Origin of the sequence: Dokdonia sp. Asnod1-B02 (genome assembly GCF_045063955.1) — a bacterium.
Taxonomy (GTDB): Bacteria; Bacteroidota; Bacteroidia; order Flavobacteriales; family Flavobacteriaceae; genus Dokdonia.
Map to the genome: position 1 here is coordinate 1,436,132 of NZ_JBEFNW010000002.1, position 25,171 is coordinate 1,461,302.

General features: G+C 36.8%; 22 protein-coding genes and 1 rRNA gene. 6 read left to right on the forward strand and 17 right to left on the reverse strand.

The window, feature by feature from the left end:
* Positions 1 to 71: 71 nt before the first annotated feature.
* The gene (locus tag ACJJVU_RS06570; RefSeq protein ID WP_405223560.1) at positions 72 to 1,535 is read right to left on the reverse strand and encodes an aminoacyl-histidine dipeptidase; all 1,464 of its coding nucleotides are present in this window, start codon (positions 1,533 to 1,535) and stop codon (positions 72 to 74) included.
* A 43-nt stretch (positions 1,536 to 1,578) separates the two neighbouring features.
* Positions 1,579 to 2,301 carry a CDP-alcohol phosphatidyltransferase family protein gene (locus ACJJVU_RS06575; RefSeq protein WP_405223562.1) on the reverse strand — a complete coding sequence of 241 codons (723 nt, stop codon included), beginning with the start codon at positions 2,299 to 2,301 and terminating at the stop codon, positions 1,579 to 1,581.
* Between the two features lie 123 nt (positions 2,302 to 2,424).
* Here ACJJVU_RS06575 and ACJJVU_RS06580 point away from each other — a divergent pair, with 123 nt between their 5' ends.
* Entirely contained in the window at positions 2,425 to 3,492 is a 1,068-nt protein-coding gene (locus ACJJVU_RS06580; protein ID WP_379952657.1) for a PorV/PorQ family protein, read from the forward strand.
* A gap of 532 nt (positions 3,493 to 4,024) precedes the next feature.
* Here the strand turns inward: ACJJVU_RS06580 and ACJJVU_RS06585 are convergent.
* Positions 4,025 to 5,509 carry a T9SS type B sorting domain-containing protein gene (locus tag ACJJVU_RS06585; RefSeq protein WP_405223565.1) on the reverse strand — a complete coding sequence of 495 codons (1,485 nt, stop codon included), beginning with the start codon at positions 5,507 to 5,509 and terminating at the stop codon, positions 4,025 to 4,027.
* An 89-nt stretch (positions 5,510 to 5,598) separates the two neighbouring features.
* Between ACJJVU_RS06585 and rrf the strand changes: the two genes are divergently transcribed.
* Positions 5,599 to 5,706, forward strand: a 5S ribosomal RNA gene (gene rrf / locus ACJJVU_RS06590).
* 115 nt (positions 5,707 to 5,821) lie between these two features.
* Here rrf and ACJJVU_RS06595 read toward each other — a convergent pair.
* The 3 genes from ACJJVU_RS06595 to ACJJVU_RS06605 form a co-directional block, all read right to left on the reverse strand.
* A complete protein-coding gene (locus ACJJVU_RS06595; RefSeq protein WP_405223567.1) occupies positions 5,822 to 6,154 on the reverse strand; it encodes a hypothetical protein in 333 nt (110 codons plus the stop codon).
* Between the two features lie 213 nt (positions 6,155 to 6,367).
* Positions 6,368 to 6,796 carry a DUF4268 domain-containing protein gene (locus tag ACJJVU_RS06600; protein ID WP_405223569.1) on the reverse strand — a complete coding sequence of 143 codons (429 nt, stop codon included), beginning with the start codon at positions 6,794 to 6,796 and terminating at the stop codon, positions 6,368 to 6,370.
* Complete coding sequence (locus tag ACJJVU_RS06605; RefSeq protein ID WP_405223571.1) at positions 6,796 to 7,464, reverse strand: ZIP family metal transporter; 669 nt, start codon at positions 7,462 to 7,464, stop codon at positions 6,796 to 6,798. The genes ACJJVU_RS06600 and ACJJVU_RS06605 overlap by 1 nt, the downstream gene beginning before the upstream one ends.
* Positions 7,465 to 7,546: 82 nt before the next feature.
* On the opposite strand from ACJJVU_RS06605, the gene ACJJVU_RS06610 reads away from it, so the two are divergent.
* Complete coding sequence (locus ACJJVU_RS06610) at positions 7,547 to 8,698, forward strand: class I SAM-dependent RNA methyltransferase (protein ID WP_405227476.1); 1,152 nt, start codon at positions 7,547 to 7,549, stop codon at positions 8,696 to 8,698.
* 25 nt (positions 8,699 to 8,723) lie between these two features.
* On the opposite strand, the gene ACJJVU_RS06615 is transcribed toward ACJJVU_RS06610, so the two are convergent.
* The 4 genes from ACJJVU_RS06615 to ACJJVU_RS06630 all read right to left on the reverse strand — a co-directional run bounded on the left by ACJJVU_RS06615 (position 8,724) and on the right by ACJJVU_RS06630 (position 12,654).
* A complete protein-coding gene (locus ACJJVU_RS06615) occupies positions 8,724 to 9,446 on the reverse strand; it encodes a DUF6048 family protein (protein ID WP_405223573.1) in 723 nt (240 codons plus the stop codon).
* The gene (locus ACJJVU_RS06620) at positions 9,409 to 9,912 is read right to left on the reverse strand and encodes a DUF6452 family protein (RefSeq protein ID WP_405223575.1); all 504 of its coding nucleotides are present in this window, start codon (positions 9,910 to 9,912) and stop codon (positions 9,409 to 9,411) included. Before ACJJVU_RS06620 ends, ACJJVU_RS06615 begins: the two co-directional genes overlap by 38 nt.
* Position 9,913: 1 nt before the next feature.
* Positions 9,914 to 11,326 carry a 23S rRNA (uracil(1939)-C(5))-methyltransferase RlmD gene (gene rlmD / locus ACJJVU_RS06625; protein WP_405223577.1) on the reverse strand — a complete coding sequence of 471 codons (1,413 nt, stop codon included), beginning with the start codon at positions 11,324 to 11,326 and terminating at the stop codon, positions 9,914 to 9,916.
* A 161-nt stretch (positions 11,327 to 11,487) separates the two neighbouring features.
* Entirely contained in the window at positions 11,488 to 12,654 is a 1,167-nt protein-coding gene (locus ACJJVU_RS06630) for a mechanosensitive ion channel (protein ID WP_405223579.1), read from the reverse strand.
* 213 nt (positions 12,655 to 12,867) lie between these two features.
* Here ACJJVU_RS06630 and rocD point away from each other — a divergent pair, with 213 nt between their 5' ends.
* Positions 12,868 to 14,151, forward strand: a complete 1,284-nt coding sequence (gene rocD / locus ACJJVU_RS06635; protein ID WP_379953341.1) for an ornithine--oxo-acid transaminase — start codon at positions 12,868 to 12,870, stop codon at positions 14,149 to 14,151.
* A gap of 124 nt (positions 14,152 to 14,275) precedes the next feature.
* Here the strand turns inward: rocD and ACJJVU_RS06640 are convergent, their stop codons facing one another.
* From ACJJVU_RS06640 to ACJJVU_RS06650, 3 genes are read right to left on the reverse strand one after another with little or no spacing between them, the layout of a single operon-like run.
* Positions 14,276 to 14,611, reverse strand: coding sequence for a CCC motif membrane protein (locus tag ACJJVU_RS06640; protein ID WP_108876620.1), 336 nt, complete (start codon positions 14,609 to 14,611; stop codon positions 14,276 to 14,278).
* Positions 14,612 to 14,638: 27 nt separating this feature from the next.
* Positions 14,639 to 14,914, reverse strand: coding sequence for a DUF2752 domain-containing protein (locus tag ACJJVU_RS06645; RefSeq protein ID WP_298330707.1), 276 nt, complete (start codon positions 14,912 to 14,914; stop codon positions 14,639 to 14,641).
* A gap of 9 nt (positions 14,915 to 14,923) precedes the next feature.
* Positions 14,924 to 17,065, reverse strand: coding sequence for a T9SS type A sorting domain-containing protein (locus tag ACJJVU_RS06650; RefSeq protein WP_405223582.1), 2,142 nt, complete (start codon positions 17,063 to 17,065; stop codon positions 14,924 to 14,926).
* A gap of 142 nt (positions 17,066 to 17,207) precedes the next feature.
* Between ACJJVU_RS06650 and ACJJVU_RS06655 the strand changes: the two genes are divergently transcribed.
* Entirely contained in the window at positions 17,208 to 17,747 is a 540-nt protein-coding gene (locus ACJJVU_RS06655; RefSeq protein ID WP_405223584.1) for a Smr/MutS family protein, read from the forward strand.
* Between the two features lies 1 nt (position 17,748).
* Here ACJJVU_RS06655 and ACJJVU_RS06660 read toward each other — a convergent pair whose 3' ends face one another.
* Positions 17,749 to 18,669: a hypothetical protein gene (locus tag ACJJVU_RS06660; protein WP_405223586.1), complete on the reverse strand. Its 921-nt coding sequence runs from the start codon at positions 18,667 to 18,669 to the stop codon at positions 17,749 to 17,751.
* Between the two features lie 195 nt (positions 18,670 to 18,864).
* On the opposite strand from ACJJVU_RS06660, the gene ACJJVU_RS06665 reads away from it, so the two are divergent.
* Positions 18,865 to 20,022, forward strand: coding sequence for a cysteine desulfurase family protein (locus ACJJVU_RS06665; RefSeq protein WP_405223588.1), 1,158 nt, complete (start codon positions 18,865 to 18,867; stop codon positions 20,020 to 20,022).
* Position 20,023: 1 nt separating this feature from the next.
* On the opposite strand, the gene ACJJVU_RS06670 is transcribed toward ACJJVU_RS06665, so the two are convergent.
* From ACJJVU_RS06670 to ACJJVU_RS06680, 3 genes are all read right to left on the reverse strand, one after another.
* The gene (locus tag ACJJVU_RS06670; protein WP_405223590.1) at positions 20,024 to 22,495 is read right to left on the reverse strand and encodes a carboxypeptidase-like regulatory domain-containing protein; all 2,472 of its coding nucleotides are present in this window, start codon (positions 22,493 to 22,495) and stop codon (positions 20,024 to 20,026) included.
* The gene (locus tag ACJJVU_RS06675) at positions 22,492 to 24,192 is read right to left on the reverse strand and encodes a M23 family metallopeptidase (protein ID WP_405223592.1); all 1,701 of its coding nucleotides are present in this window, start codon (positions 24,190 to 24,192) and stop codon (positions 22,492 to 22,494) included. The genes ACJJVU_RS06670 and ACJJVU_RS06675 overlap by 4 nt, the downstream gene beginning before the upstream one ends.
* Before the next feature lie 84 nt (positions 24,193 to 24,276).
* A complete protein-coding gene (locus ACJJVU_RS06680; RefSeq protein WP_405223594.1) occupies positions 24,277 to 25,170 on the reverse strand; it encodes a DUF4249 family protein in 894 nt (297 codons plus the stop codon).
* Position 25,171: the final 1 nt, after the last annotated feature.

The following is a 25,171-nucleotide window of genomic DNA, read 5'->3' on the forward strand; positions in this document are numbered from 1 at the left end:
CATTAAAAAAGCTAGCCATCTACGATGGCTAGCTTTTTTTTTATCTTATACTTTCAAGAAGTAATCAGCTGTTAAGCAACTGGAATATCTTTTAATATTTCTATTACAAAATCCCAGTACTTTTGAGCACTAGAGATACTTGCTCTCTCATCTGGAGAATGCGCTCCCTTAATAGTAGGCCCAAAGGAAATCATATCCATCTCAGGATAATTCTGACCTAAGATGCCACATTCAAGTCCTGCATGACACGCTGCTACATGTGGATCTTCATTATTGATCTCTTTATATTTTGCTTCTAGCACCTTTAAGATAGGACTCGCCATGTTAGGAGCCCATCCTGGATAATCACCAGAAAGTGCTACGTCAAAGTTTGCAAGTTCAAAAGTAGCTATAATGGCATTTGCAAGATCATCCTTTGTGCTATCTACAGATGAGCGTGTAAGACAACCTATTTTTATAGATCCGTCCTTTACAATCACTCTAGCTATGTTATTAGAAGTTTCCACAAGATTTTCTATCTCTGGGCTCATTCTATACACCCCATTATGAGCTGCACTTATCGCTTTAATAAGTTCTTGTTGAGCTTCCATGTTCATAACATTATCAGGAAGATCTGTTTTTTCTGCGGTAATGCTAAGGTTTTCTTCTAGCGAATTATATTCTGCTTGAATAGCACTTGCCACGTCTTGAAAATCTGCTTCAAAAGCTGCCAGCTGATTCTCATCTACCGCGATGATTGCTACGCTTTCCCTTGGGATTGCATTTCTCAAACTTCCTCCATCAATACTTGAAATACGTATATCAAAATTTTCTGATGCACTGCGCAATAAGCGATTCATCATTTTATTTGCATTACCAAGTCCCTTGATGATATCCATCCCAGAGTGACCTCCGTTAAGTCCATTTACAGTAACCTTATAAGCTACAAGACCATCATCTATTCCTTCTTCTGGATAATTACGAGTTGCTGTGATATCTACACCACCTGCACAACCTACTCCTATCTCGTCATCTTCTTCTGTATCCAGATTAAGTAAGATGTCGCCTTTAAGAATTCCTCCCTTAAGACCCATCGCGCCTGTCATACCTGTTTCCTCATCTATAGTAAATAATGCTTCTATAGCTGGATGCTCAATAGTAGTGCTCTCAAGCACTGCCATTATTGTCGCTACTCCAAGACCATTATCTGCTCCTAGTGTAGTTCCTTTTGCACGTACCCAGTCACCATCTACATACATCTCGATACCCTGATTATCAAAATCAAACTCGGTATCATTATTTTTCTGGTGTACCATGTCAAGGTGAGATTGCATCACAATCATTTTCTTGTTCTCATGACCAACAGTAGCAGGTTTTCTTATGATTACATTACCTACTTCGTCTTCTATCGTTTCTAAACCTAAGTTTTTACCAAAGTCTTTCATAAACGCAATGACGCGCTCCTCCTTTTTTGATGGACGAGGCACAGCATTAAGATCTGCAAATTTATTCCAGAGCGCCTTTGGGGCTAGATTTCTTATTTCTTGATTATCCATTTTCTAAGTTTTACACAAAGATAATGGCTACATAGATGAAAGACTACGCTTGCTCTTTAAAAACAATAGAAAGAAGGATGTAGAGAATGATGATGATAGGTATTCCTAAAAACTGGAAGAACACAAGCAGTAACACGCTTGCAAGTAAAAAGAGGTAACGCACTTTATTTCCTGTAAAAGACCAGTTTTTAAACTTTAGTGCAAATAATGGAAGTTCTGCATTGAGCATAAAACAACTTAATGCGGTAAGTAATATAAGGACGTATGGATTTTCTAATAACGCTTTCGCGAAAGCGTACTCTTCAAACATCAATATAAGAGGTAAACTTAGTATGAATAAGGTATTTGCAGGAGTTGGAAGCCCTATAAATGAGTTAGTCTGGCGATCATCTACATTAAACTTTGCAAGTCTATATGCCGAAGCCATCGTTATTGCAAAACCTATATACCCCAAGTGAAAGTGCTGTTCTTCTAGTGCCGCTCCCCAAGGAATGCCGCTAGCATCTTCTAGCAGTTGATACATAACTACTCCTGGCACAACGCCACTAGTGACCATATCTGCAAGGGAATCTAGCTGTAACCCTACATCACTAGAAGCATTGAGAATTCGTGCAAAAAAGCCGTCAAAAAAATCAAAGAAAATTCCAAGAGCTACAAATATCGCAGCAAGCTCTAAACGATCATTTACAGCAAAAACTACCGCAACACAACCGCTTAGCAAATTACCCATTGTGATGGCATTAGGAACGTAACTCTTTATAGACATTGTTTAATTTTTAGTAAAAGTATGGAAGAATTTTCGACTAATATAGGCTTGTGCAATATCTAGCTCGTTTTATTGTTTACAATGTGTACTAAAAGTGGGATATTTGCCCCATAAATCCTGCTATTGAAAAAATCACTTTCTATACTATTTCTACTTATTTCAGTTACTGCTGTATCACAAACGGTTCGTAAATATTCGAATGAATTTTTGAATATTGGTGTAGATGCTGCCGCTCTTGGCATGAGTAATGCCGTAGTCGCAGGTACGAGTGATGTAAATGCAGGCTATTGGAATCCTGCAGGTTTAGTAAACCTAGAAGATAACCAGATCTCATTAATGCACGCCTCCTATTTTGCAAATATTGCAAATTATGATTACATCGCTTTTGCAAAACCTCTTGATGATAGAAGTGCTATTGGAATATCAATTATACGTTTTGGCGTTGATGATATTTTAAATACTACCCAACTTATAGACGACCAAGGAAACATAGATTACAATCGTATCAGTCTATTTTCTACTGCAGATTATGCTTTTACTGTGTCTTATGCAAGAGCACTTCCGCTAGATGGTTTGAATTTAGGTGTGAATGCAAAGGTGGTGAGAAGAGTAATAGGTGACTTTGCAAACAGCTGGGGTTTTGGCCTTGATGTAGGGTTGCAATGGAAAAAAGGAGATTGGGATTTTGGAGTTATGGCTCGAGACATCACCACTACAGTAAACGCGTGGAGTATTGATGAAGATGAGTTTGCTACCATAAGCGATGCCGTCGAAGGTCAAAATCAAGATTTACCAGAAAGTACAGAAATCACCATCCCTAAACTTCAAGTAGGATTCGGTCGCCAGTGGATTTTTCATTATGACTACTCCTTACGTGCAGAACTAGATATGAATTTTAGATTTGCTCAAACTAATGATATAATATCATCCTCTGCCGTAAGTGCAACACCCGCCTTAGGACTTGAGTTTGGCTATGCAGAGCTAGTATATGTAAGAGCTGGCGTTGGTAATTTTCAAGAATTAACTGCTCTTGATGACTCCACGTCTATAGGTTTTCAACCTAATATAGGTGTAGGATTCAAGTACAAAGGGATCCATGTGGATTATGCACTTACAGATATAGGTGATCAGAGCGCTGCTATATATTCTAACGTATTTTCTGTAAAACTAGATTGGGAGCTTTTTAGATAGCCTTTTTCTTTACCTCAGGGCGTACCCCTATCCTTCTTTCATTTCATTCTTGAAGTCTAGTGACCGGGCTATACGTTTTTACGCTTCGTGCTATGTCGCTATCGCTCCACAACACTGCAGAGTAACCACTACTATCCCTCACGCACGTAATTAAAGGTTATCCATGTATTATAAAGTACTAAAACTTGCTTAAACGCTAAGATTACTTAGCAGATAACTGATATATTTCTATTCTAAATATCAAGACATAAAAAAGCCCCCAGTAACACATACTGAGAGCTTTTCTAAATCTAGTTGATATTAATTATCGCTTTAATGTAAAGTGACCATTTACGGTTCTTTGTGTTCCTAGCTCATCNCTATCCCTCACGCACGTAATTAAAGGTTATCCATGTATTATAAAGTACTAAAACTTGCTTAAACGCTAAGATTACTTAGCAGATAACTGATATATTTCTATTCTAAATATCAAGACATAAAAAAGCCCCCAGTAACACATACTGAGAGCTTTTCTAAATCTAGTTGATATTAATTATCGCTTTAATGTAAAGTGACCATTTACGGTTCTTTGTGTTCCTAGCTCATCAACTTCTGTAAACTCTACGCGGAACCAGTAATCACTTGACGGCATAGGCTGTCCATTAAAGGTACCATCCCATCCAGCACCTACTGGGCTGATTTGCTTTAATAGTTTACCATATCTATCAAAGATAAAAATCTTTGCATTTAAGTTTGGTGCCACTCCTAGTCCTATGATATTCCATGTATCGTGGAAACCATCTGCATTTGGCGTAAAGAATCTTGGGTAATCAATTATCCCTATTTCTACTTCTGAGATACTACAATTACCACTGGCCAGTCTTCCAAAAACAGTGTGTGTTCCTGGAGTTACCCCTGTAAAAGTAGTACTACTCTGGAACGGCCCGTCATCTATCGCAAACTCATATGCTGAAGCGACATCTGCTCCTGTAACATTAATTACTTCTACCGTGTATAATCCGCTATTGTTAAAAGAAGATTCTACAACGACGGCTTCAAAAACGGGAGCACTCTCTGCGCTATACACCGCTTCTGCTACATAATCACAGCTCGTGCCATCTCCATAAGTAGCGGTAATCATTACTTGATACGTCCCTGCAGCATCAATAGTTACCTCAGGGTTTAGCGATACTAATGCACCATCACGTGTCCAAGCATAACTATAAGTAACTCCAATCTGCGGACTCTCCACCGTACCATCAATGATAAATGGATTGAGCGCTTCACCTGTAATCTCATCTACACAAATCTGCCCGCCTTCATTAGTTAAGTTGGTGTATGGTAACGGTTGTACAAATATCTCAAAATCTACTACGGTGCTACTCTCACAGCTACTAGCCGTGTTTACCGCTCTAGCATAAATCACTTGCGGGTTCGTTGTGTTTTCAAAAGCACTAGGCGTAGCAATCGCATTGACCATCGCCTGCGCATCTGCAAGGCTAGTGTAATAACTTACGGAAGTTGCTGCGACGTTTCCAGTAATAACAGCGTTTTGCTGAGTAAGATCAAAAGTTGCCGTACTCTGCTCTGGCGCGATATTTACTCCAAAATCGTCTGCACATTGCACGATATTATCTGCTGGGAATACTTCTGGTCGTGACTCTACTGTAAAGATGATGCTGGTAAAATTCACACAGCCCGTGGTCACATTTTCTATACGCACAAATAATTCCTGATTATCTGCCACCGTGTATGGCGAGCTTAGCGCTGCAGCATTTGCAGTCGCTTGTACTTCTAGTTCGTGGTAAGTGATCATAAAATCACTGGTTACCTGCGGCGCAGCAAGTAATCCAGCTAAATCTGCGAGGGTCGTAAGATCTACACTTCCCATCGAGTCATCACCATCAAATTCTTCACAGAAGGTATAATCTACAGGTCCTGCTGCTGCCAAGATCGGTAGCGGATTTACCACTACTTCAAAAGGAACGACTACAAAACATAGATTTCCGTCGCTATCCAAGTCGCTGTTTCCTGGCACATCACGTTCNAAAGATGCACGCTTTAGGCATTAGGCCTTAAGCAAGCGGCGCAAGCCAACTGCTTATAGTCTATAACCGAAGCTAAAACTAAGGTGGTTATAGCGACGGGGCTCACCTCTTCCCATTTCGAACAGAGAAGTTAAGCCCGTCAGCGCCGATGGTACTGCACTCGTGGGAGAGTAGGTCGCCGCCTTTTTAAGGCTCCAATACAACTATTGTATTGGAGCTTTTTTTATGCCATAAAATCAAGGAAATGTAAGTCTTCAATTTCTTAAGTGATATATGGATGAGGATTCAGTAGCGTCGATCACTTACTTTATAAGCTTAAAAGGACTATGATAGTCATTATCTTTTGGACTTCCCTTAGGATTATAGAATGCCGTAGTTCTTGTATCAGATCTATAATGCTGTCTTTCTAATGTTGATACCTCAATAGTGATAAAATCAAATTCCGCTACTACTTTACCAGTTATCTTATAAACTGCTTTACCTTGTATAGGGTATTTCTTTAATGAAGGAGGAAAGTGAACAGTATCTATCCAGTCACCGTTATAATCTAAGAAGGTTCCAAAGCACATGCGATTACCATTTGAGGTACCTGTATTCTTTGCCGTTACCAGATATCCATAAATCGCTACTGTCATATTTAAATAGCTAGGCAAGTCTTTTGCTAAAAGTTAGATGTGCGATTTATTATTTAGTAAAATAGAATGCCATAACTAGTCTACTATTAATCTATAGTTAAATCTAGAAGGATTTGCAGCAATGGTTATTATGTCTAATAAGGGGGTAAGAAGCTGTATTCCTATTCTAAAGTTTGACTATCAAGGTTATACTAGTGCTGAAAGGATGCTCTATTAGGATTTTATAAAATCCTGATATTCCATGTAGAAGAGTTCTAGTTTGGACATGTTTTCAAACATGAAATCAAAAACCTGTGGCCAGTGATTCTTATTATGAATGTTAACACCTTCTAATTTGATATATGCTCTTGAGATGAGCTTGCCGCTTTCTAGAATATAATCTGAATCAAAAATCATATTTTGAGACACTTCGTCCAGAAGTAGGTTTTTAAGACTTAATATTTTATCGAAGTAATAAGTTCTATCTATTTCATCCCGAGATTCTGAATCTATAGAGACTATAGCTTTGTCATTATCAAAATCAAACTTGAGATTTAAATCTTTGACTCCAGTATTATACAACATCCACTTCTTAGGATATCTCTTCCCGAAGAAAATCCAAAATTGTTTTCGTATTTCTTTAGACTCTTCTCTTGTGAACATTATAAAAAGTATGCTATTATTATACCCAGTAATATTACGGCTAATTTTGAGGCATTAAATTGATGATCTTTTGAAGATTCAAATAGAATAGTAGTAGATACGTGCAATAGTACGCCTACTACAAATGCATTTACATAGGTGCTATATTCTTGTAGAAATATCAATTGAGACTTCAAAAACGCTCCTATGGGTGTCATTAAACCAAAAAGAACTAGAAATATACCTGATTTTATATTACTCATTTTAGAGTTAAATAAAAAAGCCGATATAATGATGGCAATTGGAATCTTGTGGATAACCACTCCATAAAGTAAATCCTGATTATCTGCAATGGGAAAACCTTCAATTACAGAGTGTAAACATAAACTTATGAATAGTAAAAAAGGGAAGCTCCCTTGATCTTGATGATGCATATGGCCGTGTTCAGCTCCTTTAGAGCCAAATTCTAAAAGTATTTGAACGAGCAATCCAGCCATAATGTAAATACCTATATTATTCGCACTTTCACTATAAACCTCAGGTAGAAATTCAAATATGATAACCGATAATAGAAAAGCGCCGCTAAATGAAAGCAAAAGCTTGATGCTATTATTTACTACAGGCTTAAAAATAAGCGCAATAGTGAAACCAATAATAACTGCGATAATGGGTAAGATAATTGCTAACAAATGGTTAGGTATTTTGCGGTGTTAAGGCGATAAAATTAACGTATTTTTGCGGTATATGAGCGAGACAAGTCAAAACTTTAAGATGGTAGCCAAAACGTTTTTTGGCTTTGAAAATATATTAGCAGAAGAACTCCGTATTTTAGGTGCTGGTAATGTGCAAATAGGCGTACGTAATGTTTCTTTTGAAGGTGATAAAGGCTTTATGTATAAGGCAAATCTTTGCTGCCGTACAGCTATCAAGATTTTAAAACCTATTGCTGAGTTTAGGGTGATGAATGAAGACGACTTGTATCGTCGCATGCAGCGAATTAATTGGCGTAAATATATGGACGTGAATACTACGTTTGCAATAAATGCAACCGTAAGCGGTCCTACATTTACCCATTCTCAGTATATCTCATTTAAGACCAAGGATGCTATTGTAGATAAATTCCGTCGTGAAGAGAATGTAAGGCCTAATGTGGATACAAAGCATCCAGACCTTCGTCTCAATGTGCATATACAAGATAATTGGTGTACGCTATCTTTAGATAGTAGTGGAGCTTCTCTTCACCATAGAGGTTATCGTACTGCTACAAATATTGCTCCTATTAATGAAGCACTTGCTGCTGGGCTAATAATGATGAGCGGATGGTACGGACAGTCAGATTTTCTTGATCCTATGTGTGGTTCTGGAACCATGTGTATAGAGGCGGCAATGATAGCTTGTAATGTTCCTGCAAATCTTAATAGAAAAGAGTTTGCTTTTGAAAAGTGGGGAGACTGGGATGTTGATCTCTTTGAGCTCATTGAAGCCTCTGCTTTAAAAAGAGTTAAAGATTTTAGGTACACCATCACTGGATATGATAAAGCTCCATCTGCTGTAGAGAAAGCAAGAGAGAATGTTAAGAATGCTCAGCTATCTGATTTCGTTACTATAAGAGAAGAGAATTTTTTTAAGACAGAAAAGGAAGGGAATGACTTCTTACAGATGGTATTTAACCCACCATATGGGGAACGTTTACCTATTGAGATGGAAGAATTTTATAAAGAAATAGGAGACACTCTTAAATCTGGATATCCTGGATCTCACGCCTGGATGATTACATCAAATATGGAATCTTTAAAACATGTAGGACTTAGACCGAGTAGAAAAATTAAATGTTTCAATGGTAGTTTAGAGAGTAGACTTGTCAAGTATGAAATGTACGAGGGAAGCAAAAAAGGTAAATACTTAGACAGGGAAGAGGAGTAGTCTTTTTTCGCGAAAGCGTAAATAATTACTTTTTGAAAATAGGGATAAGATATGATAGTGTATATCCATATCCTACGCCTATAGGAGTACCTTCTGTAAGTTCTCCGAATCCTGGTATATATAAATTTGAGTAGCCGTCTGGGTCTGTAGTTGTAATAGTTCTTTTCAATTGTGCATTGACCCCTAGGTAAATGTTGCTAAATAGCTCTACCTCTAAACCAATTTTGAGTTCAAGCCAAGTGGCATTAAGGCCTTTGAATTCTTGACTTACTGACCTCGTGTCATCACCAAATACAGGATTAGTGGTATAGATTGTATAACTCTCTAGCTCTTGACTAAAACTTGAGAAACCAGCTCTAACCCCTGCATAAATAAGATTGTTCATCCCAAACCAATTTTCATAGGTATTATAATTAAAACCTGCTTTAATGTAACTTCCGCTTGTGGTATTCTCAAGATTAGGGAGGTCAGAGTTCCAGGTTTCGTTACCTATTTCTGCAGCAACATAGTAATTCTTCTTAAGTCTAAAGTCTGCAACGAGTTCTAGTCCTTTGTAATTATCGTCAAGGAAAGATCTAATAGGTTTAGATACATCCACACCAAGGCGTAAGCCATAGTAGTCTGTAGGTGCAGTGATAGAATCACTAGCAGTATTTTCTATAGACGTTTTTTGAGCTCTTAGAGAGCTAGTGAAAACGGTGAGAATTATACTAGTGAAAAATAGAAATATGTGCTTCAGTTTGATCATTAACCGTTGAGTTTTCAATATCTATATTTTGTATCCATGCTCCATCTTGTAGAGGATCATTTGTATTTTGTAAATCGTCATATACTACTCTAAAGCCACATGCTTTATTTACAAACTCTTCTGTGACGGTATATGTGAAGTTCAAAACATCAGTATTGACATCTTCTTCATCATCTTCGGCAGTATTGATGCTAAATGAGTACGTTGTGAGTTCGTCATTTGTACGTAAAGGAATCTCTATACTCTCTAGGTTTACGAGCGCTAACACTTCGTTTACCTCTTCATTAACAATTGTTGAGATAGTTAGATTATTAGGAGCTTTTAATAATGTCGGATTATTTACATCGTAAAATTCAATAATAAGTAATGGAGTAGTGGGAGTAGTCTCTGCGCAGATATCATCTCGTTCGCAAGAACTCTGTCCAAAACTGGCACCTATTATTAATATTAAAAGTAGCTTTCTCATATTATCTCTTTTCAAGCAACACTACATTCTCAACATGATGAGTCTGCGGGAACATATCTACAGGTTGAACCTTAGTTACTTTGTAGGTGTCATCTAATAACGCAAGATCACGTGCTTGTGTTGCACTGTTACAACTCACATACACCACTTTTTCTGGTGATATGTTTATAATTTGCTGTACAACGTCTGCGTGCATTCCATCTCTAGGGGGATCTGTGATGATAATATCTGGAACTCCATGGGCATTTATAAATTCTGTATTGAATACCTTCTTCATGTCACCCACAAAAAACTCTGTATTTTCAATGCCATTAAGCTTTGCATTTTCCTTAGCTGCTTCAATTGCGTCTGGCACAGCTTCTACACCAATTACTTTTCTAGCTTTCTTTGCTACAAACTGAGCAATAGTACCGGTTCCAGTATATAAGTCATACACTAGCTCATTACCACTAAGTCCAGCAAAGTCACGTGTAATTTTGTACAACTCGTAAGCTTGTTTTGAATTCGTTTGGTAGAATGATTTGGCATTAATTTTAAACTTAAGACCTTCCATTTCTTCAAAAATATGATCTCTTCCAGAGAAGCATATAACCTCTTGGTCATAAATGGTATCGTTCCCTTTACTATTTATTACATATAATAGCGAAGTTATTTCTGGCCAAGTGTCTTTTATATAGTTGAGGAGTAATTCTCTATTCTCAGTTTCTTCCTTAAAGAATTGAACTAAAACCATTAACTCACCATTAGATGATGTGCGTATCATTAATGTACGAAGGAGTCCATCTTGATTACGGGCATTATAAAATGCCATATTATTTGCAGTTGCAAATTCTTTTATACCATTACGTATGGCATTACTAGGATCACGTTGTAAATGACATTTATCAATATCAAGTATTTTATCCCACATTCCAGCGATGTGGAAGCCTAAGGCGTTTCTATCTTCAATGACTTCATCACTTTTTATTTGTTCAAGTGTAAGCCATTTTGAGTCAGAAAAACCAAACTCCATTTTATTGCGGTAAAAGTATTGCTCTGAGCTTCCAGCGATTGGAGTAAGTTCAGGAAGTTCTATTTTACCCAAGCGTTTCAGGTTATTTTCTACTTCTTGCTGTTTGTATTCTAGTTGGAATTTATAATCCATGTGTTGCCACTTGCAACCACCACATGCATCAAAATGCTCGCATTGAGGTTGAGTACGCTTTCGCGAAAGCGTTAAAACCTCCGTTGCAGTTCCCTCGTAATAAGCTTTACGCTTCTTTGTAGTTTGTACGTTTACAACATCACCAGGCACTGCGTTATTAATAAAAATCACTTTTCCATCTGGCGCGTGGCCGATAGCTTTGCCTTTTGCACCTGCATCTGTTACACTAATATTTTCAAAAACCTGTCTGTTCTGTTTACGTCTTCCCATAGGCGCAAAAGTAGGACTTATATCAAAACCTTAATTGATTAAAAGTAGTTTTTTATAAAGTACTATCTACGCAGTATGAATAGCACCTACGTAATAAGCATGGGCCAAAAAAAAGGCTACTTTATTTAAAAAGTAGCCTTAAGAGTAAAATTAATTAGTGTTTAGTCAACTTTATTGTCAAACTTATTTAAGATTTTCTTCATATGATGACCTGCAGCTTCACGTCCACCTAGTCCAAAACTTAATACTATGGTGAGTGCTATAGTACCTAATGTAAGGCCAAAAGCAAGATTGATGATTTCATCTGCAATACCCATCGTGTTAAGACCTATTGCAAGAAATATAGCAATAATTGCCATGCGTACAATAGATGCCAAAAATGCATTTTCTTTTACAGCCATATTTTTATATACAATGCTAGCGATCCAATTACCAATCACTAAAATCACGAGGCCAAAAAGAATCTTGCCACCATAAACATTTACTGTAGCTAGAATTTCTGAAAGTTGGCTAAATTCAAGTTTTTCTACGGCTGTAGTGATACCAAATAATACAATAAAGAAATACACAATGTTACCTATGAGGTTTACCACATTGACACTGCCAACCATTTTATCTAATTGGATTTTTTGAAGTGTTTCATTCATATTCATACCATTAAGAATATCCTTTACAAGGCTACTTAAGAAACGTGCACCAATAGTGAAGGCGATAAGTATGATTGCTGCTGTGGCAATTTTTGGAATAGCTTCCATAAAGCTCGATAGCATTTCAGTAGCAGGTATAGAAATAGCATCCATTCCTAAAATATTGAGAGCAACTATAAGTAATGGAATGAAAATAAAAATAAATACTATCTTCTTTAAAATATTTACAACATCAATCTTGGTTGAAATTTTTAATTTTGGAAGAAATTTACGAATAGTATCTCCTGACATTCCAACAAACTCAGCAATAATAGTAGCTAGCATATAACCAATGTAGCCTACAAGACCAGCACCTACAATTTTAGGTATGAAGCCTAGGAAATCATCAAGCATATTTTTAAGAGGATCTAAGGCAGAGGTAAGTCCTAATCGTCCTAGTACAAGAGTAAATACGAATATCATAACAAGTAGGTATACTAGTTTTGATATGAATTTCGACAGAGTGATATTCTCACTCTTTAGCTTTTCGTCAAGGCCACTCTTTTTAATAATATTTGCGGTGAGTTTTTTGAGTAGTTTTGCTATAAAAATACCAACTATAAGTAGTAGTATTGCAATAAGCGCATTGATTAGATAATCACCGCTCGTTAAGTTTCTTAGTAAATCGTTGAGATAGTTCATTTTGATTAATTATTTTAGTTTTTTCAAAAGTAAACTGTCTGTAAGTGAAGACTACTTTATTTCACTTATCATGTAATGATATCGATTAAGTGTTTTGTTTTTTCGATGTAATACATTAATTTAAGCATATACGTTTTATGGGGTTGATTTCTTACCTCTAGCTTTAAGCACAAATTAGGAATTGTAGATTACTATCTTTAAAATATTATTATTATGGCCACTGTTGATCAACTTTCTTCACAAGAGGCAATTGCACTAGAAGACAAGCATGGAGCACACAATTATCACCCACTTCCTGTGGTTTTAAGTAAGGGAGAAGGCGTTTATGTGTGGGACGTAGAAGGAAAAAAATACTACGACTTTCTATCTGCTTATTCTGCTGTAAACCAGGGACACTGTCACCCACGCATTGTAAATGCAATGACAGAACAAGCTAAAACACTTACGCTTACTTCGCGTGCTTTTTACAACGATACCTTAGGACCGTACGAAAAATACGCTACAGAGTATTTTGACTTTGATAAGCTATTACCTATGAATACGGGAGCAGAGGCTGTAGAGACAGCTATAAAGCTTGCGCGAAAATGGGCTTACGAGAAAAAAGGTGTAGAAGAGCATGAAGCTCAGATTATTGTTTGTGAAAATAACTTTCACGGAAGAACAACGACCATAATTTCTTTTTCTAACGATGAAGGTGCTCGTAAAAACTTTGGACCATATACTCCAGGATTTATTAAAATACCTTATGATGATGTTGATGCGCTAGAAAATGCCCTTAAGTCACATAAAAATATTGCAGGTTTTCTAGTAGAACCTATACAAGGTGAAGCGGGTGTATATACTCCTGCAGATGATTATATGCGTAAGGCGCAAGCTTTGTGTAATAAGCATGAAGTACTTTTTATAGCAGACGAAATTCAAACAGGAATTGCAAGAACTGGAGGTTTACTTGCAGTTTGTGGTAATTGTTCTTGTGAGTCTCATTGTGAGAAGCAAGAGGATACCTATGCACAACCTGATATTTTAATATTAGGAAAAGCACTTTCTGGCGGAGCTTATCCAGTATCTGCCGTGCTAGCCAATGATCACATTATGGAGGTTATAAAGCCAGGGCAGCATGGTTCTACCTTTGGTGGAAATCCAATTGCTGGAGCAGTAGCAACAGCGGCATTAGAAGTTGTAAGGGATGAACACCTAATACAGAACGCTCGTAAACTAGGAACAATTTTCCGTGAGAAGATGCAGGAGTTTGTAGATTCAAGTTCTATCGCAACTTTAGTGCGTGGTCGAGGTTTATTAAATGCAGTAGTGATTAACGATACAGAAGATAGCTCAACAGCTTGGGATATATGTATAGCGCTTCGTGATAATGGACTTCTTGCAAAACCAACACATGGAAACATTATTCGTTTTGCTCCACCACTAGTAATGAATGAAAAACAATTATTAGAGTGTACTGATATTATTATCAACACACTTAAGCAGTTTGAAAAGTAGATCTTTTTGATTTAAAATATAAAGCCGTTAGGATTATGAATCCTAACGGCTTTTTTGCTTTCATGATTTGGCAAAAAAAAACACGTCGTGAGACGTGTTTAATGTTTATTCAAGAATAATAAGACTATTGTCCCATTCCTGCTTGTTCCATTTGTTGTTGCTGCCATTCTTGCATGCCTTCCATTCCTCCAAACATAACGAGCATTACAACTATCATTAATAGTGTCAGCACACCTAAAACTAAACCAATAATAGCGATAATTCTTGCAGTTTTAAGCTGTCCATAATTATCATAGCTGTCAGGTGATAGTAAGTATGTTTTCTTGTCTTTGTTTGCTAAAAATAAGCCTATTCCAGAGAGTAAAACTCCTCCTATTCCCCAAGAGAAGCAGCAAGCTATGAATGATACAATCCCTAATACTAGAGATATGGTTACATTAGGCAGTTTACGATTTTCCATTTTAATGTTTGATGTTTAGTTAATTGATTAGTTAGTCATTTTTATTGTGTAGCTAATGATGATAGTAGCGACCGTCAATATAGCTAAAAATATTACACCTTTATTTGCAAATTTTAAATTTGTAAACTGATTGAGCATTAAAAAACCCAACAATGCTATCAAAGGATAGATTGCTGGGTACATATGAAATGCTTCTATAAATTCTCCTTTAAAAAGGAGGGAAATGGATCTTTGAATACCGCAGCCCATGCATTCAAAACCTAAATATTTCTTGTTCAGGCAGGGCAACATGTATTCATCCATATAACTTTTTTAATTTACGATACTGATTTTACGTCCTTTTGTAAGTCCGTCGCGAGTTGTAAATTTAACTACATATATTCCTGTTGCCAAGTTTCTTGTAGGAAAAGTATATTCACTCTGGCCACCTAGGTTTATTTCATTAAAGATCTTTTTTCCAGATAGATCAAATAAAGTTACATCCTCAACAACAATGTTATTTGGGTTGTAAATTTCAAGTTGGTTGTTTATGTTGTTCTGTATAATAGTAAAAGATTCAAGAACACTTTCTTCAATAAATGGATCTTGTTCGTTTACCGCTATGTCAACAGTTTCATCTGCTACATCAGTATCTTCTTCTGTAGTTTCTTCCTCTGTTGTTTCTTCCTCTTCAGTTGTTTCTTCTTCTTCTTGAGCGTCAGATGTTGTAAATCTAATAAAAAAGCGATCATCATAAACGCCATCTTCAAGCATCATAAGAACTTCTTCACCTAGGATAGAATGATATGCTTCTGTTTCCATATCAACTAAGAAAACGTCGTTGTACTCAAATGCTTCTGTGTAATGCACTGCAAATTTAAATTCTGTAGGTCCTGACGCCTTTATAGAAAGTGGTATCCATTGGTACTCGTCTTTTGGTACGGCATTGATTACGTAGTTGCTCTTCCCATCAATTTTGAAACCTACATCTGCTGCAATTTCACTAATAGTTTGCGCATCCATCGTGGTGTCATGACCAGCAGTTGCCTCATCTAGAAAAGCAATACTCATTTCTCTTGAGTAGGTGTCATTTATACCTGCGTAAAATTTGATATGTGAAGGTTTTCTTAGTTCGTTTATGTTTTCATAATAATTAGCAACACCATGTGCTGATACAATATCATTATTTGAATTTTGAGCAGATCTAAAGTCAGAATTATCTCCCTCACGTACGAATACCCTTTGCTCATTGCTAAAGGTAATGTCTTCAGGTACTGCACCATTCATATCTTGATTAGTCGCTCCAGTTACCATAAAGCCCTGTCCTACAGGAGAAAATCTTCTGTCATAAGATAATGATGTTCCATCTGTATCTGCTGTTCCAGTAGATTCTCCAGTAATGTCATATGTCAAAAACGTTGCATTCACATATATACCATCTCCACTTAGTCCACCCATTGGAGAATAGGTTCCATAACCTCCTTTATAATCTACCAAGTAGTGAGAAAGAGCTAGTGGGTCGCTATCCCAGAAATATGCTGTACCAGTAGTCACTCTTTTTCTATCTATAGTCTTATTTATTACTTCTCCAGAATATGGTGATGTATATGAGTATGCATATGAATTTGGTTCACTTTCACCTCTCGAGTTTTTAATTAAAAAGTGATTTAGATCTAAAGCCGATGGGTAAGGGTTTCCTACTTGCGTTTGTTTATCAGCACCAACAGCAATTTGAATATCACCACTATTAGGGCGTCCTCTAAAGTCATAACGTTGTGAATCTCCTGGGTTGTTCTCTGGTTGAGCAACTTCAGTGGATATTGTTGTATTATCAGTACCGGCAACACCCTTCATAGTAAAACCATATCCTGGTTCTAGCGTTTGAGTATTAGAAATATGTATCCAATCTCCGTAGTTTTCTCCAGACTGAAAAGACCATATCCAGTAGCTAGCAATGTTTAAAGATCCAGCATTTTGATTACCATCATAACCTCCTATTGCAAATGCAGGGTTACTTAGAGTGACAGTTGTTGGTTTAAATAATACTTGCGCTGCAGAGTTTGTACTTTTAAATGCAAATGGGCCATTACCTTCACTTCTCGCAGGTTCTGCAAAGCCATTAGCACCTTCAACTCGTGATAAGCCCACAGGTGATCCCCATACATTGTAATCAAAGTTGTTTACCGTACCTTCTTGAAAGATTGATATCTCGCCCGTTCCTTTGTTATTCTTACTTAGAGTACCTTCTCCTTGTAAAATTTGAGCATTGTTTCTTAAAAGAATATTAGGTATCCCATTATCTGTAGTAGATGTTAAACTTCTATTAGACTCTAGCTCAACATCATTTTCAACGTAAATGAAAGTATCATTTACAAACACATAAGAAGCTGTATTTGTATCCGTAGGCTTCACAAAAAGTTGTGCATGAGCAGAGAATCCTAGGGAGAGTACTGCTACAAGGAGTAGATTTTTCATAATTTAAACTTTACACTTAGTTATAATTTGGGGTCAAACTTAGTCAAATGTAGATAGGACAGCGTAAGTACGATACTTTTCTGCTTAATTTTCGATAGATTGTATATTTTTACCGACTAAAAACATATTCGACTGTAAATTTATGAAATTAGGAGATCAAGTGCAAGCGTTAGACGATGATTTTGAGGGCGTTGTGGTGCATATAAAAGAAGATGAAGTTTCGGTAGAAGATGAGTATGGCTTTATATCCTATTTTCGCGAAAGCGAGCTTATACCAGCAGTTTCTAAGAGTATGAGAGCAGCACTTTCTGTAGTGCCAGATTCTGTGATTTCAGAAAAAGAAGAGGCAAAAAGAAAGAAAGCAATAAAGGTAAATCCCAAAGAGCGCAATGCTTCCATTTTTGAGGTGGATTTACATATCCATAAGTTAGTCGATAGGGAGCGGGGTATGAGTAATTATGAAATTCTTACCGTTCAACTCGATACTGCAACCAGACAATTAGAATTTGCTATCAAAAAGCGTATACCTAAGATGGTTTTTATACATGGAGTGGGAGAAGGAGTGCTTCGTGAGGAGCTCTATACACTACTTCGTAGGTATGATAATCTTAGGTTTTATGATGCGGATTTTCAGAAGTATGGAGTAGGAGCTACCGAAGTCTATATTTTTCAGAATACGTAATTTAATTAAACACTGGGGTATCTTTTATTGAAACATCACCTGCGGAGTATGTTCCTAGTAATTGTAATGTCTCATTTCGCAATTCTTCTTGGTTAGCAGGGTTAATTAGTACTGTATTAGTAATCGTGATATCTAGCGTTAGATCTGATATAAAGTATTCGTTTTCACGATAGACGTCTACAACAGTTTCTACAGTTATATTTGGGTTTAAGTAATCTGGAACTGTTGGAAAATCAAGATCAGATTTGTCATTATTTGGGTTTAAGTCTCTGTTTAGGTCTTCATTTCTTGTAAGAATCCCATCGCCATCATCGTCGTCATCAAGATAATCTGGAATCATATCTCCGTCTGTATCGCGGGATAACACTAAATCTATCGCTGTCTCATCTTCATTTAAAACTACACCCTCAAGTCTAGTAGGTACATTATCTCCATCATCATCAAAATCTAGGTAATCAAGAATTCCGTCAAGATCTGTATCTAGTAAAAGTGTAGGGTCTTCTATTTCTGTAGGTATAGCATCTGCGTCGCTTTCTGTACCGCTAGAAAATATTTCTACCAGACCATCTGTACTTATAAACTCTTCTTGAACTAAAGGACTTGTAGGCGGTATCGCATTACAAAAGTAATTGCTTGGATCTCCATTAAATACGCGGTATGAGTATTGATCTGTTCCAGAAAGTAATATAGAATATGAAGTATTTACCTCTTCAAATAAAGGCTCATCTGTCTCAAATTGTAAAGCAAGCGCCTCATTAGTGCTAGACTTAGTTTTATAAAACACATAGTTAGTAACATCACTTACATTCTCACATCGTTGTAACTCAACATCGTCAAAATCAAGTTCCGTAACAATAACGTCGCCGTCATCACATGACACGATTAAAAATATAAGAGCAAGTAAAAGCGTGAGCTTCTTCATAGTTATAATGTTTAATGCAAAAATAGGGCAAAGTGATTGAAATACGCTTTCGCGAAAATGTTATTTACTTTCTAAAAAGCAGCTATTAGAATTGTCGTTTAGCTCTGCAAATTCTAATAACCAAATAGGCAGCTATCGAGCAGTCTCGAGTTATTTTGGTTATTTTTGTACGCAAATCCCTAATGAGTAACGCTTATGTCTAAGGTTTATTTTGATAACGCAGCCACCACGCAAATAAGAGAGGAAGTACTTGACCGTATTATGCAAGTAATGCGTGATGTTTCTGGAAATCCATCCTCTACACATGCTGTAGGTCGCAGTGCCAAAAGTATTGTAGAAAATGCTCGTAAGACAGTAGCTAAAATTCTCAATGTATCTGCTGGAGAAATATTCTTCACTTCTGGTGGTACAGAAGCAGATAACCTTGTAATAAATAGCGCAGCACGCGATTTAGGAATACAACGCATAATTACTTCGCGCATCGAGCACCATGCTGTACTTCATGCGGCCGAAGAGGCAGCACGTACTAATAATATCAAATTAGAGTATGTAAACCTCAAGAACTGCGGGACACCGGATGAGAAGCATCTAGAAGAAATGCTAAAATCGAGTGAAGAGAAGACGCTTGTGAGCTTAATGCATGTTAATAATGAAGTAGGTAATATGATTGACATAGAAGCTGTGGCGACTATGTGTAAGTCATATGGAGCACTAGTGCATAGTGACATGGTACAAAGTATAGGTCATTATAATATAGACTTACAGAAGATACCTGTAGATTATATTGCCGCAGCTGCTCACAAATTTCACGGTCCTAAAGGAGTAGGGTTTGCCTTTGTGAGAAAAAATAGCGGCCTACGACCTTTAATTTATGGAGGTTCGCAAGAAAGAGGATTAAGAGCTGGAACAGAAGGAGTTCATAATATTGCAGGATTAGAAACAGCAATGGAGTATGCTTATAAAAATCTTGAAGAGGAAAGCGCTTATGTGAAGGGTATAAAAGACTATTTCGCCGAAAGGCTACAAGAAGAAATTCCTGAAGCTAAGCTTAACGGTAATTGTTCTAACTCAGAAAAAAGTACGTACACCTTACTTAATGTTTGTTTACCTATAGCTTCAGAAAAGGCACTTTTACTATTATTTCAACTAGATATGAAAGGTATATCTTGTTCTAAAGGAAGTGCTTGTCAAAGTGGTAGCGATAAGGGCTCGCATGTGTTACAAGAAATTTTATCGGGAGAAGATTTAGGAAAGCCTAGTGTGCGTTTTTCATTTTCAAAATATAACACCAAAGCTGATGTGGATTATGTAATCCAGATCTTAAAAGAATTTCTAGAAGGCGTTCCTGCCTAATTTAGAACTTTGCAGACATTCTTACATTAAATACTCTAGGTGATAGAAAATTAGGGATTGCAAATTGTTGTCTCGTACTAGCATCTCTCACAAAAGTATTTGTAATCGAGTTTTGTCTATCAAAAATATTATAGATTTCAAAACCTGCCGTTAGATCCTTAAATACATGAAGCCAATGTCCTTTTGGGTACGGTTTTGTTGCATCTGTGATGACATAGTTTATACCGATATCTGATCTAAAGTAATCTCGTAGTCTCGGTAGCTCTGCAAATTGATATGGGTCTGCATAACTTGGAGATCCTCCTGGTAATCCTGTTTGATATACCATATTGATATATAATTTTAGATTTGGAATACTAGGAGCATAATCTTGAAATAAGAAAGCAACCTTTAATCGCTGGTCTGTTGGTCGAGGTATATAGCCTTGATTATTTATATTTTCTTCTGTGCGTAATACACCCAGGCTTATCCAGCTCTCTGTACCAGGTACAAACTCTCCATTAAGTCTTGTATCCAGACCGTACGATCGAGCAGTAGCATTATTAGTAGCTCTATATCGTATACGTACATTTTCTAACGTATATGGATTTACGTCTGTAAGTCCTTTGTAGTAAGCTTCTGTAACTAGTTTAAAAGGACGCTCCCACATATTAAAGCTCCAATCGTGTCCAGCTACAATATGATAAGATTTTTGAGCTTTTACTTCTGGGCGTACTTGACCTAGTGAATCTCTTAACTCACGATAGAGAGGAGGTTGTGCATAAAGCCCTCCTGAGAGTCTAAAAATCATATCCTCATTCCCGCCAGGTTTTAAGCTTATTTGAGCTCTAGGACTTACAATAGTTTGTGTATTGCTTTCTATGCCTTCGCCACTCACTGTCCATTGTTGTGCCCGTACTCCCGCATTAATCCATACTTCACGTTCTCCCCAATCTATTCTTTTACTGTATTGACCATAAGCAGAGATGCGATCAATTTGAACATCATTTCTAGCTCTGATATTTGTAAAGGGTTCAAGAGGAGCGTCAAAAGCTTCATAAGGTTGCTGGTTTACAAAATCACCTATGGGAGGTCTAATTGAAAAGCCAGCCGAATCTATTACTTCATATTCCTCGAGACGGTCGCGTATATCCTCTCTAGTATATTTAATTCCCCAATCTATCTGATCATCATTTTTTAAGTAAGTTCCTTTGTGCTCCAGATTAATAAAGAGCGCATCAAGATCATTACGTGCATGAGTAAGTTGAGACCCTATACCTTGAGTAAATTCTACTTCTCCTAGATTTTCATCTCCTATATTAGTGTTAGGTCTTCCCAAACGGTAATTTGCAAAAATGTCAAAATACTCTTGCTCTTGTGTGTGATATGCAGAGCCTAATAGCTTTAGAGTAGTATGCTCATTAAGTTCGTAAGTTCCTTTTAGTGCTCCAAAGTAGGTCTCATACTTATCTTTTTCTTGACCTTCATAAAAAACAACAAGTGCTATAGGATCTGCTAGGGTTCCAAAATTAGTCTGCCTTGTAAGTGGCTCATAATCGTATTTGTTTACAGCAATATTACCTAGAAAGTCCAATTGGAATTTATTTGAAAACTTATAGGTCAAAAAGGTCTGCGCGTCAAAAAAACGAGGTCTAAAATTTGTTTCTGTCTGCTTTGCATCTACAAGCAAGCTATTGTCTCTGTAGCGAATACCTGCGAGTGCTGTAAAACGACCATCTTTTGTTATTCCCTCACCAGATATACTTCCTCCTAGTAAGCTTGCGTCTACACTAGCTGCAAAACCTGTAGGTCTCCTATAGCTTATATCTAAAACAGAGGATAATTTGTCTCCATATTTTGCCTGAAAGCCACCGGCACTAAATGCTACATTTTGAACAAGATCACTATTTACAAAACTCAATCCTTCTTGTTGCCCAGATCTTACCAAGAAAGGTCTGTACACTTCAATCTCATTTACATACACAAGGTTCTCGTCAAAGTTTCCACCACGTACAGAATATTGTGTACTTAATTCGTTATTGTTGCTTACACCTGGTAAGGATTTTAATAAATTTTCTACTCCAGCATTTGCTCCGGGTGTTTTTCTAATAACTTCTGGAGATATGGTAACAACACCCTCAACGCGTTGTTGTGTTGTTGCGGTTATAATTACTGTTCCTAGCTGCTCTACGTCTGCTTTTAACACTGGATTAAACTCCACTTCAGCATTAGGAGAGAGGTTAAAAGGCTGAGATATTTTCTTAAAACCTACATAGGTAAAGTTTATAGTTACTTCCTCACCAGAAGGTATTTCTAGTATGTAAAAACCATTATCATTTGTAGTTGTTCCATCCGTTCCATAAGAAACAGAAACCCCAGGAACTGGAGTGTTTCTATCATCAACCACAATACCGCGTATAGTTGCGGTTTGTGCTAGACTAGTAGCAGTTGTGACTAGAAATATAATTAGTAGGAGTAGATAGTTGTTTTTCAAAAGGCAGATTTTCTAAAGAAAGTAGTTTCAAATGTAGTGTTATTTCCCACATTGTCAGTTACAATCAGTTTTAAGTTGTTTTCTGTGTCTGTTACCACATTGTCATTAAAGTCATGAGTAAGCAGCTTAGTCTTTGGGTCATACTCCAGTAGAATATACTTTCCATTTACAGTAGCCCTATAGCCTTTAATGCCGCTAGTAAGATCTGTTATTTCAAATTTGAGATATCTGTATTTAGACATCCATTTTCCCTTTGTAATATTTACAGCTTTTACGATTGGTGAATCCGTATCTTTTCCTATTGTATAGTCGCCTAGTATACGAGTACTTATTTGTAGCTTATTATCCTTAATTCTTGTATTACTATAATACACGTCTCCTTTGTATCCTATTCTACCTAAATATAGCTTATCTCGGTCTTCTTCATTATAACTAGACAGGTCATAAGAGATAGCAATATTCTTATGCACTGGAATTAAATCTTCGTGCAGTATAAGTTTATCCCCTTCTGTTTTTAAGTTGAGAAAAGTGTCTTCGTATAACGCTCCCTTTGGTATATAAACTTCAAATTTGCCATCATTATATGTGTATCCTTGATCACTATAGACATAATCTTCTATTCCACTTTTGTCAGCAGGTGTTATTGTTTCTTTTTTACCAGTGATAGGTACGTTAATGATTACGTTATTACCTGCATAGTCACGCACATTTATTTGATATTGATAAGAGAGACTATCTATTATATTCAGCACACCATTATCTACTTGTTTTGTGTAGATGCTTAGAGGATTGTTTCTTTCTATAAATAATTTTTGAACTCTTTTACGCTTGTCCTTGTAGAGACTATAATCAATCATTCGGTTGAGGTAGCGAGTCTCTGCAAATGAGAATTTATCCATAGTTACTTCAAAGTTTTCTTGACCATTTACAGCTGTGGTAATGGCATAAATACCATTTTTATTATTGGCCAAATCTTGTTGGTCTATGGTACCTATTGCAAAACCTATTTCTCCATATGCATTGAGATTTTCGGCGAGGTAGCTTCCGTCAGGTTTTTGTGTGAGTCTCACAGACACTGGACTTGCATTTTGATTAATAGATGCATTTTCTCCTACAGGATACGCGCGCAGCTCATTAATAGTAGGTTTACGCGTGTCTTTTGCTGTAAGTCCAAATAAAAACGGATTCATAGGGCGTTCATTTGCATCTCTTATTTCAAAATGTAAATGCGGTCCGCCGCTGCTTCCAGTATTACCACTATATGCTAGAATTTCACCTTGTCCTATTTCTAGTTCGCCCTTTTTAGGGAAAAGCTCTATCTCAAAGCTTTCTTTTTTATACTGTGCATTTTTTACAAATTCTTCTATTTCATCACAGAATTTCTGCAAGTGTCCGTAAACGGTAGTGTATCCATTAGGATGAGTAACATAAATTGCCTTCCCATAACCGTAGTGCGATATCTTAATACGTGTAACCATACCAGCCGCAGATGCATAAACTGGAAGTCCTTCTCTTCTTTGTGTTTTTAAATCTAAACCACTATGAAAGTGATTACTCCTCAACTCTCCAAAACTTCCAGCAAGGACAAGCTGACCATCCAGCGGATTAACAAAATAGTCTTGAGGTATATCTTGCTGTGAGAATAGAAGCGTGCTTGTTGCTATAAATAATGTAAAGGATAAAATACTTTTAATCATAAAGGCTAATGTAGGTAATCAAGTAATAAAATAAAATCTAGATGTATGTTATTAGTACGCTTTAGCGAAAGCGTAAAAAGAAAATTACTCTTCTATAACGAAGCTGGTTGTAAATTCTTGTGATAACGAGAAGTAGCCTAAGATAAAAGCATCTGGTCTGTTTACGTTATCAAACTGGTCTATGTTATCTATGTCAGTTACATTAAGAAAGTTTCCTCTTACGGTGGCGGTAGGAGTTTGAAAAGGTCCATTATCTCCCTGCTGACTCTGTTCTACAAGTCCGTTCATGTAGTTGAAAAAGTCTTCTGTAGCTCCCAGAATACTGATGTTTACTTCGTCTCCCGTTGCAATACCGGTATCTTCTGCATCATAAAAATAAGAGAACTCAAATTGTTGTCCCTCATAAAAACGGTCTTCCGTAGGTAAGAATTCATTAAAACCGAAGTCAAAAAGATAATAGTTTTCTTGAGCTTCGATATCTGTAAATGCAACAATAACTTCCTTGTCATCTTCATCAAAGAGTCCTCCATCACCCTGGGTGACAGAATCAATAGGAGAAGAAGGCGCAAATGAAGTTCTTGCGAGGTATAGTTGATCTTGATAGGTTACATATAATAGAAACTCACTATCATCTACGAGCCAGTTAGTCACAATTTTATTGTCTGACACAGGAGAAGTTGTCGTGCTGAAAGGGCGATACATTCCAGGTGACCCAGGAATAGGTTCATAGGGAACAGTGCTGCCATCGTCTTCTTTTCTTAATTCTAGATTTTCTATTGAGGCAGGCTCAATAGCTCCAAAAAATGAAGATGATAAAGAAACCTTTATGGTTGCATCTGTTAGATTTTGCGCTGTATCAATTCTAATAAGTGCATCTACTATAAGTCTTGGTTCTTCGTTTTCAAGATCTACATCTACTACGTCTTCACAAGAAGTAGCGATGAAAAGCAGTACGAGTATGGAAAATAAATATTTCATA

Excerpts from the sequence above, each read along its gene's own strand:
- ACJJVU_RS06640 (WP_108876620.1), bottom strand. The coding sequence starts at position 14,611 with ATGGAAAATCGTAAACTGCCTAATGTAACCATATCTCTAGTATTAGGG.
- ACJJVU_RS06650 (WP_405223582.1), bottom strand. The coding sequence starts at position 17,065 with ATGAAAAATCTACTCCTTGTAGCAGTACTCTCCCTAGGATTCTCTGCT.
- ACJJVU_RS06680 (WP_405223594.1), bottom strand. The coding sequence starts at position 25,170 with ATGAAATATTTATTTTCCATACTCGTACTGCTTTTCATCGCTACTTCT.
- ACJJVU_RS06595 (WP_405223567.1), bottom strand. The coding sequence starts at position 6,154 with ATGACAGTAGCGATTTATGGATATCTGGTAACGGCAAAGAATACAGGT.
- ACJJVU_RS06600 (WP_405223569.1), bottom strand. The coding sequence starts at position 6,796 with ATGTTCACAAGAGAAGAGTCTAAAGAAATACGAAAACAATTTTGGATT.
- rlmD (WP_405223577.1), bottom strand. The coding sequence starts at position 11,326 with ATGGGAAGACGTAAACAGAACAGACAGGTTTTTGAAAATATTAGTGTA.
- ACJJVU_RS06675 (WP_405223592.1), bottom strand. The coding sequence starts at position 24,192 with ATGATTAAAAGTATTTTATCCTTTACATTATTTATAGCAACAAGCACG.
- ACJJVU_RS06620 (WP_405223575.1), bottom strand. The coding sequence starts at position 9,912 with ATGAGAAAGCTACTTTTAATATTAATAATAGGTGCCAGTTTTGGACAG.
- ACJJVU_RS06630 (WP_405223579.1), bottom strand. The coding sequence starts at position 12,654 with ATGAACTATCTCAACGATTTACTAAGAAACTTAACGAGCGGTGATTAT.
- ACJJVU_RS06660 (WP_405223586.1), bottom strand. The coding sequence starts at position 18,669 with ATGAAGAAGCTCACGCTTTTACTTGCTCTTATATTTTTAATCGTGTCA.
- rocD (WP_379953341.1), top strand. The coding sequence starts at position 12,868 with ATGGCCACTGTTGATCAACTTTCTTCACAAGAGGCAATTGCACTAGAA.
- ACJJVU_RS06570 (WP_405223560.1), bottom strand. The coding sequence starts at position 1,535 with ATGGATAATCAAGAAATAAGAAATCTAGCCCCAAAGGCGCTCTGGAAT.
- ACJJVU_RS06655 (WP_405223584.1), top strand. The coding sequence starts at position 17,208 with ATGAAATTAGGAGATCAAGTGCAAGCGTTAGACGATGATTTTGAGGGC.
- ACJJVU_RS06610 (WP_405227476.1), top strand. The coding sequence starts at position 7,547 with ATGGTAGCCAAAACGTTTTTTGGCTTTGAAAATATATTAGCAGAAGAA.
- ACJJVU_RS06615 (WP_405223573.1), bottom strand. The coding sequence starts at position 9,446 with ATGATCAAACTGAAGCACATATTTCTATTTTTCACTAGTATAATTCTC.
- ACJJVU_RS06645 (WP_298330707.1), bottom strand. The coding sequence starts at position 14,914 with ATGGATGAATACATGTTGCCCTGCCTGAACAAGAAATATTTAGGTTTT.
- ACJJVU_RS06665 (WP_405223588.1), top strand. The coding sequence starts at position 18,865 with ATGTCTAAGGTTTATTTTGATAACGCAGCCACCACGCAAATAAGAGAG.
- ACJJVU_RS06575 (WP_405223562.1), bottom strand. The coding sequence starts at position 2,301 with ATGTCTATAAAGAGTTACGTTCCTAATGCCATCACAATGGGTAATTTG.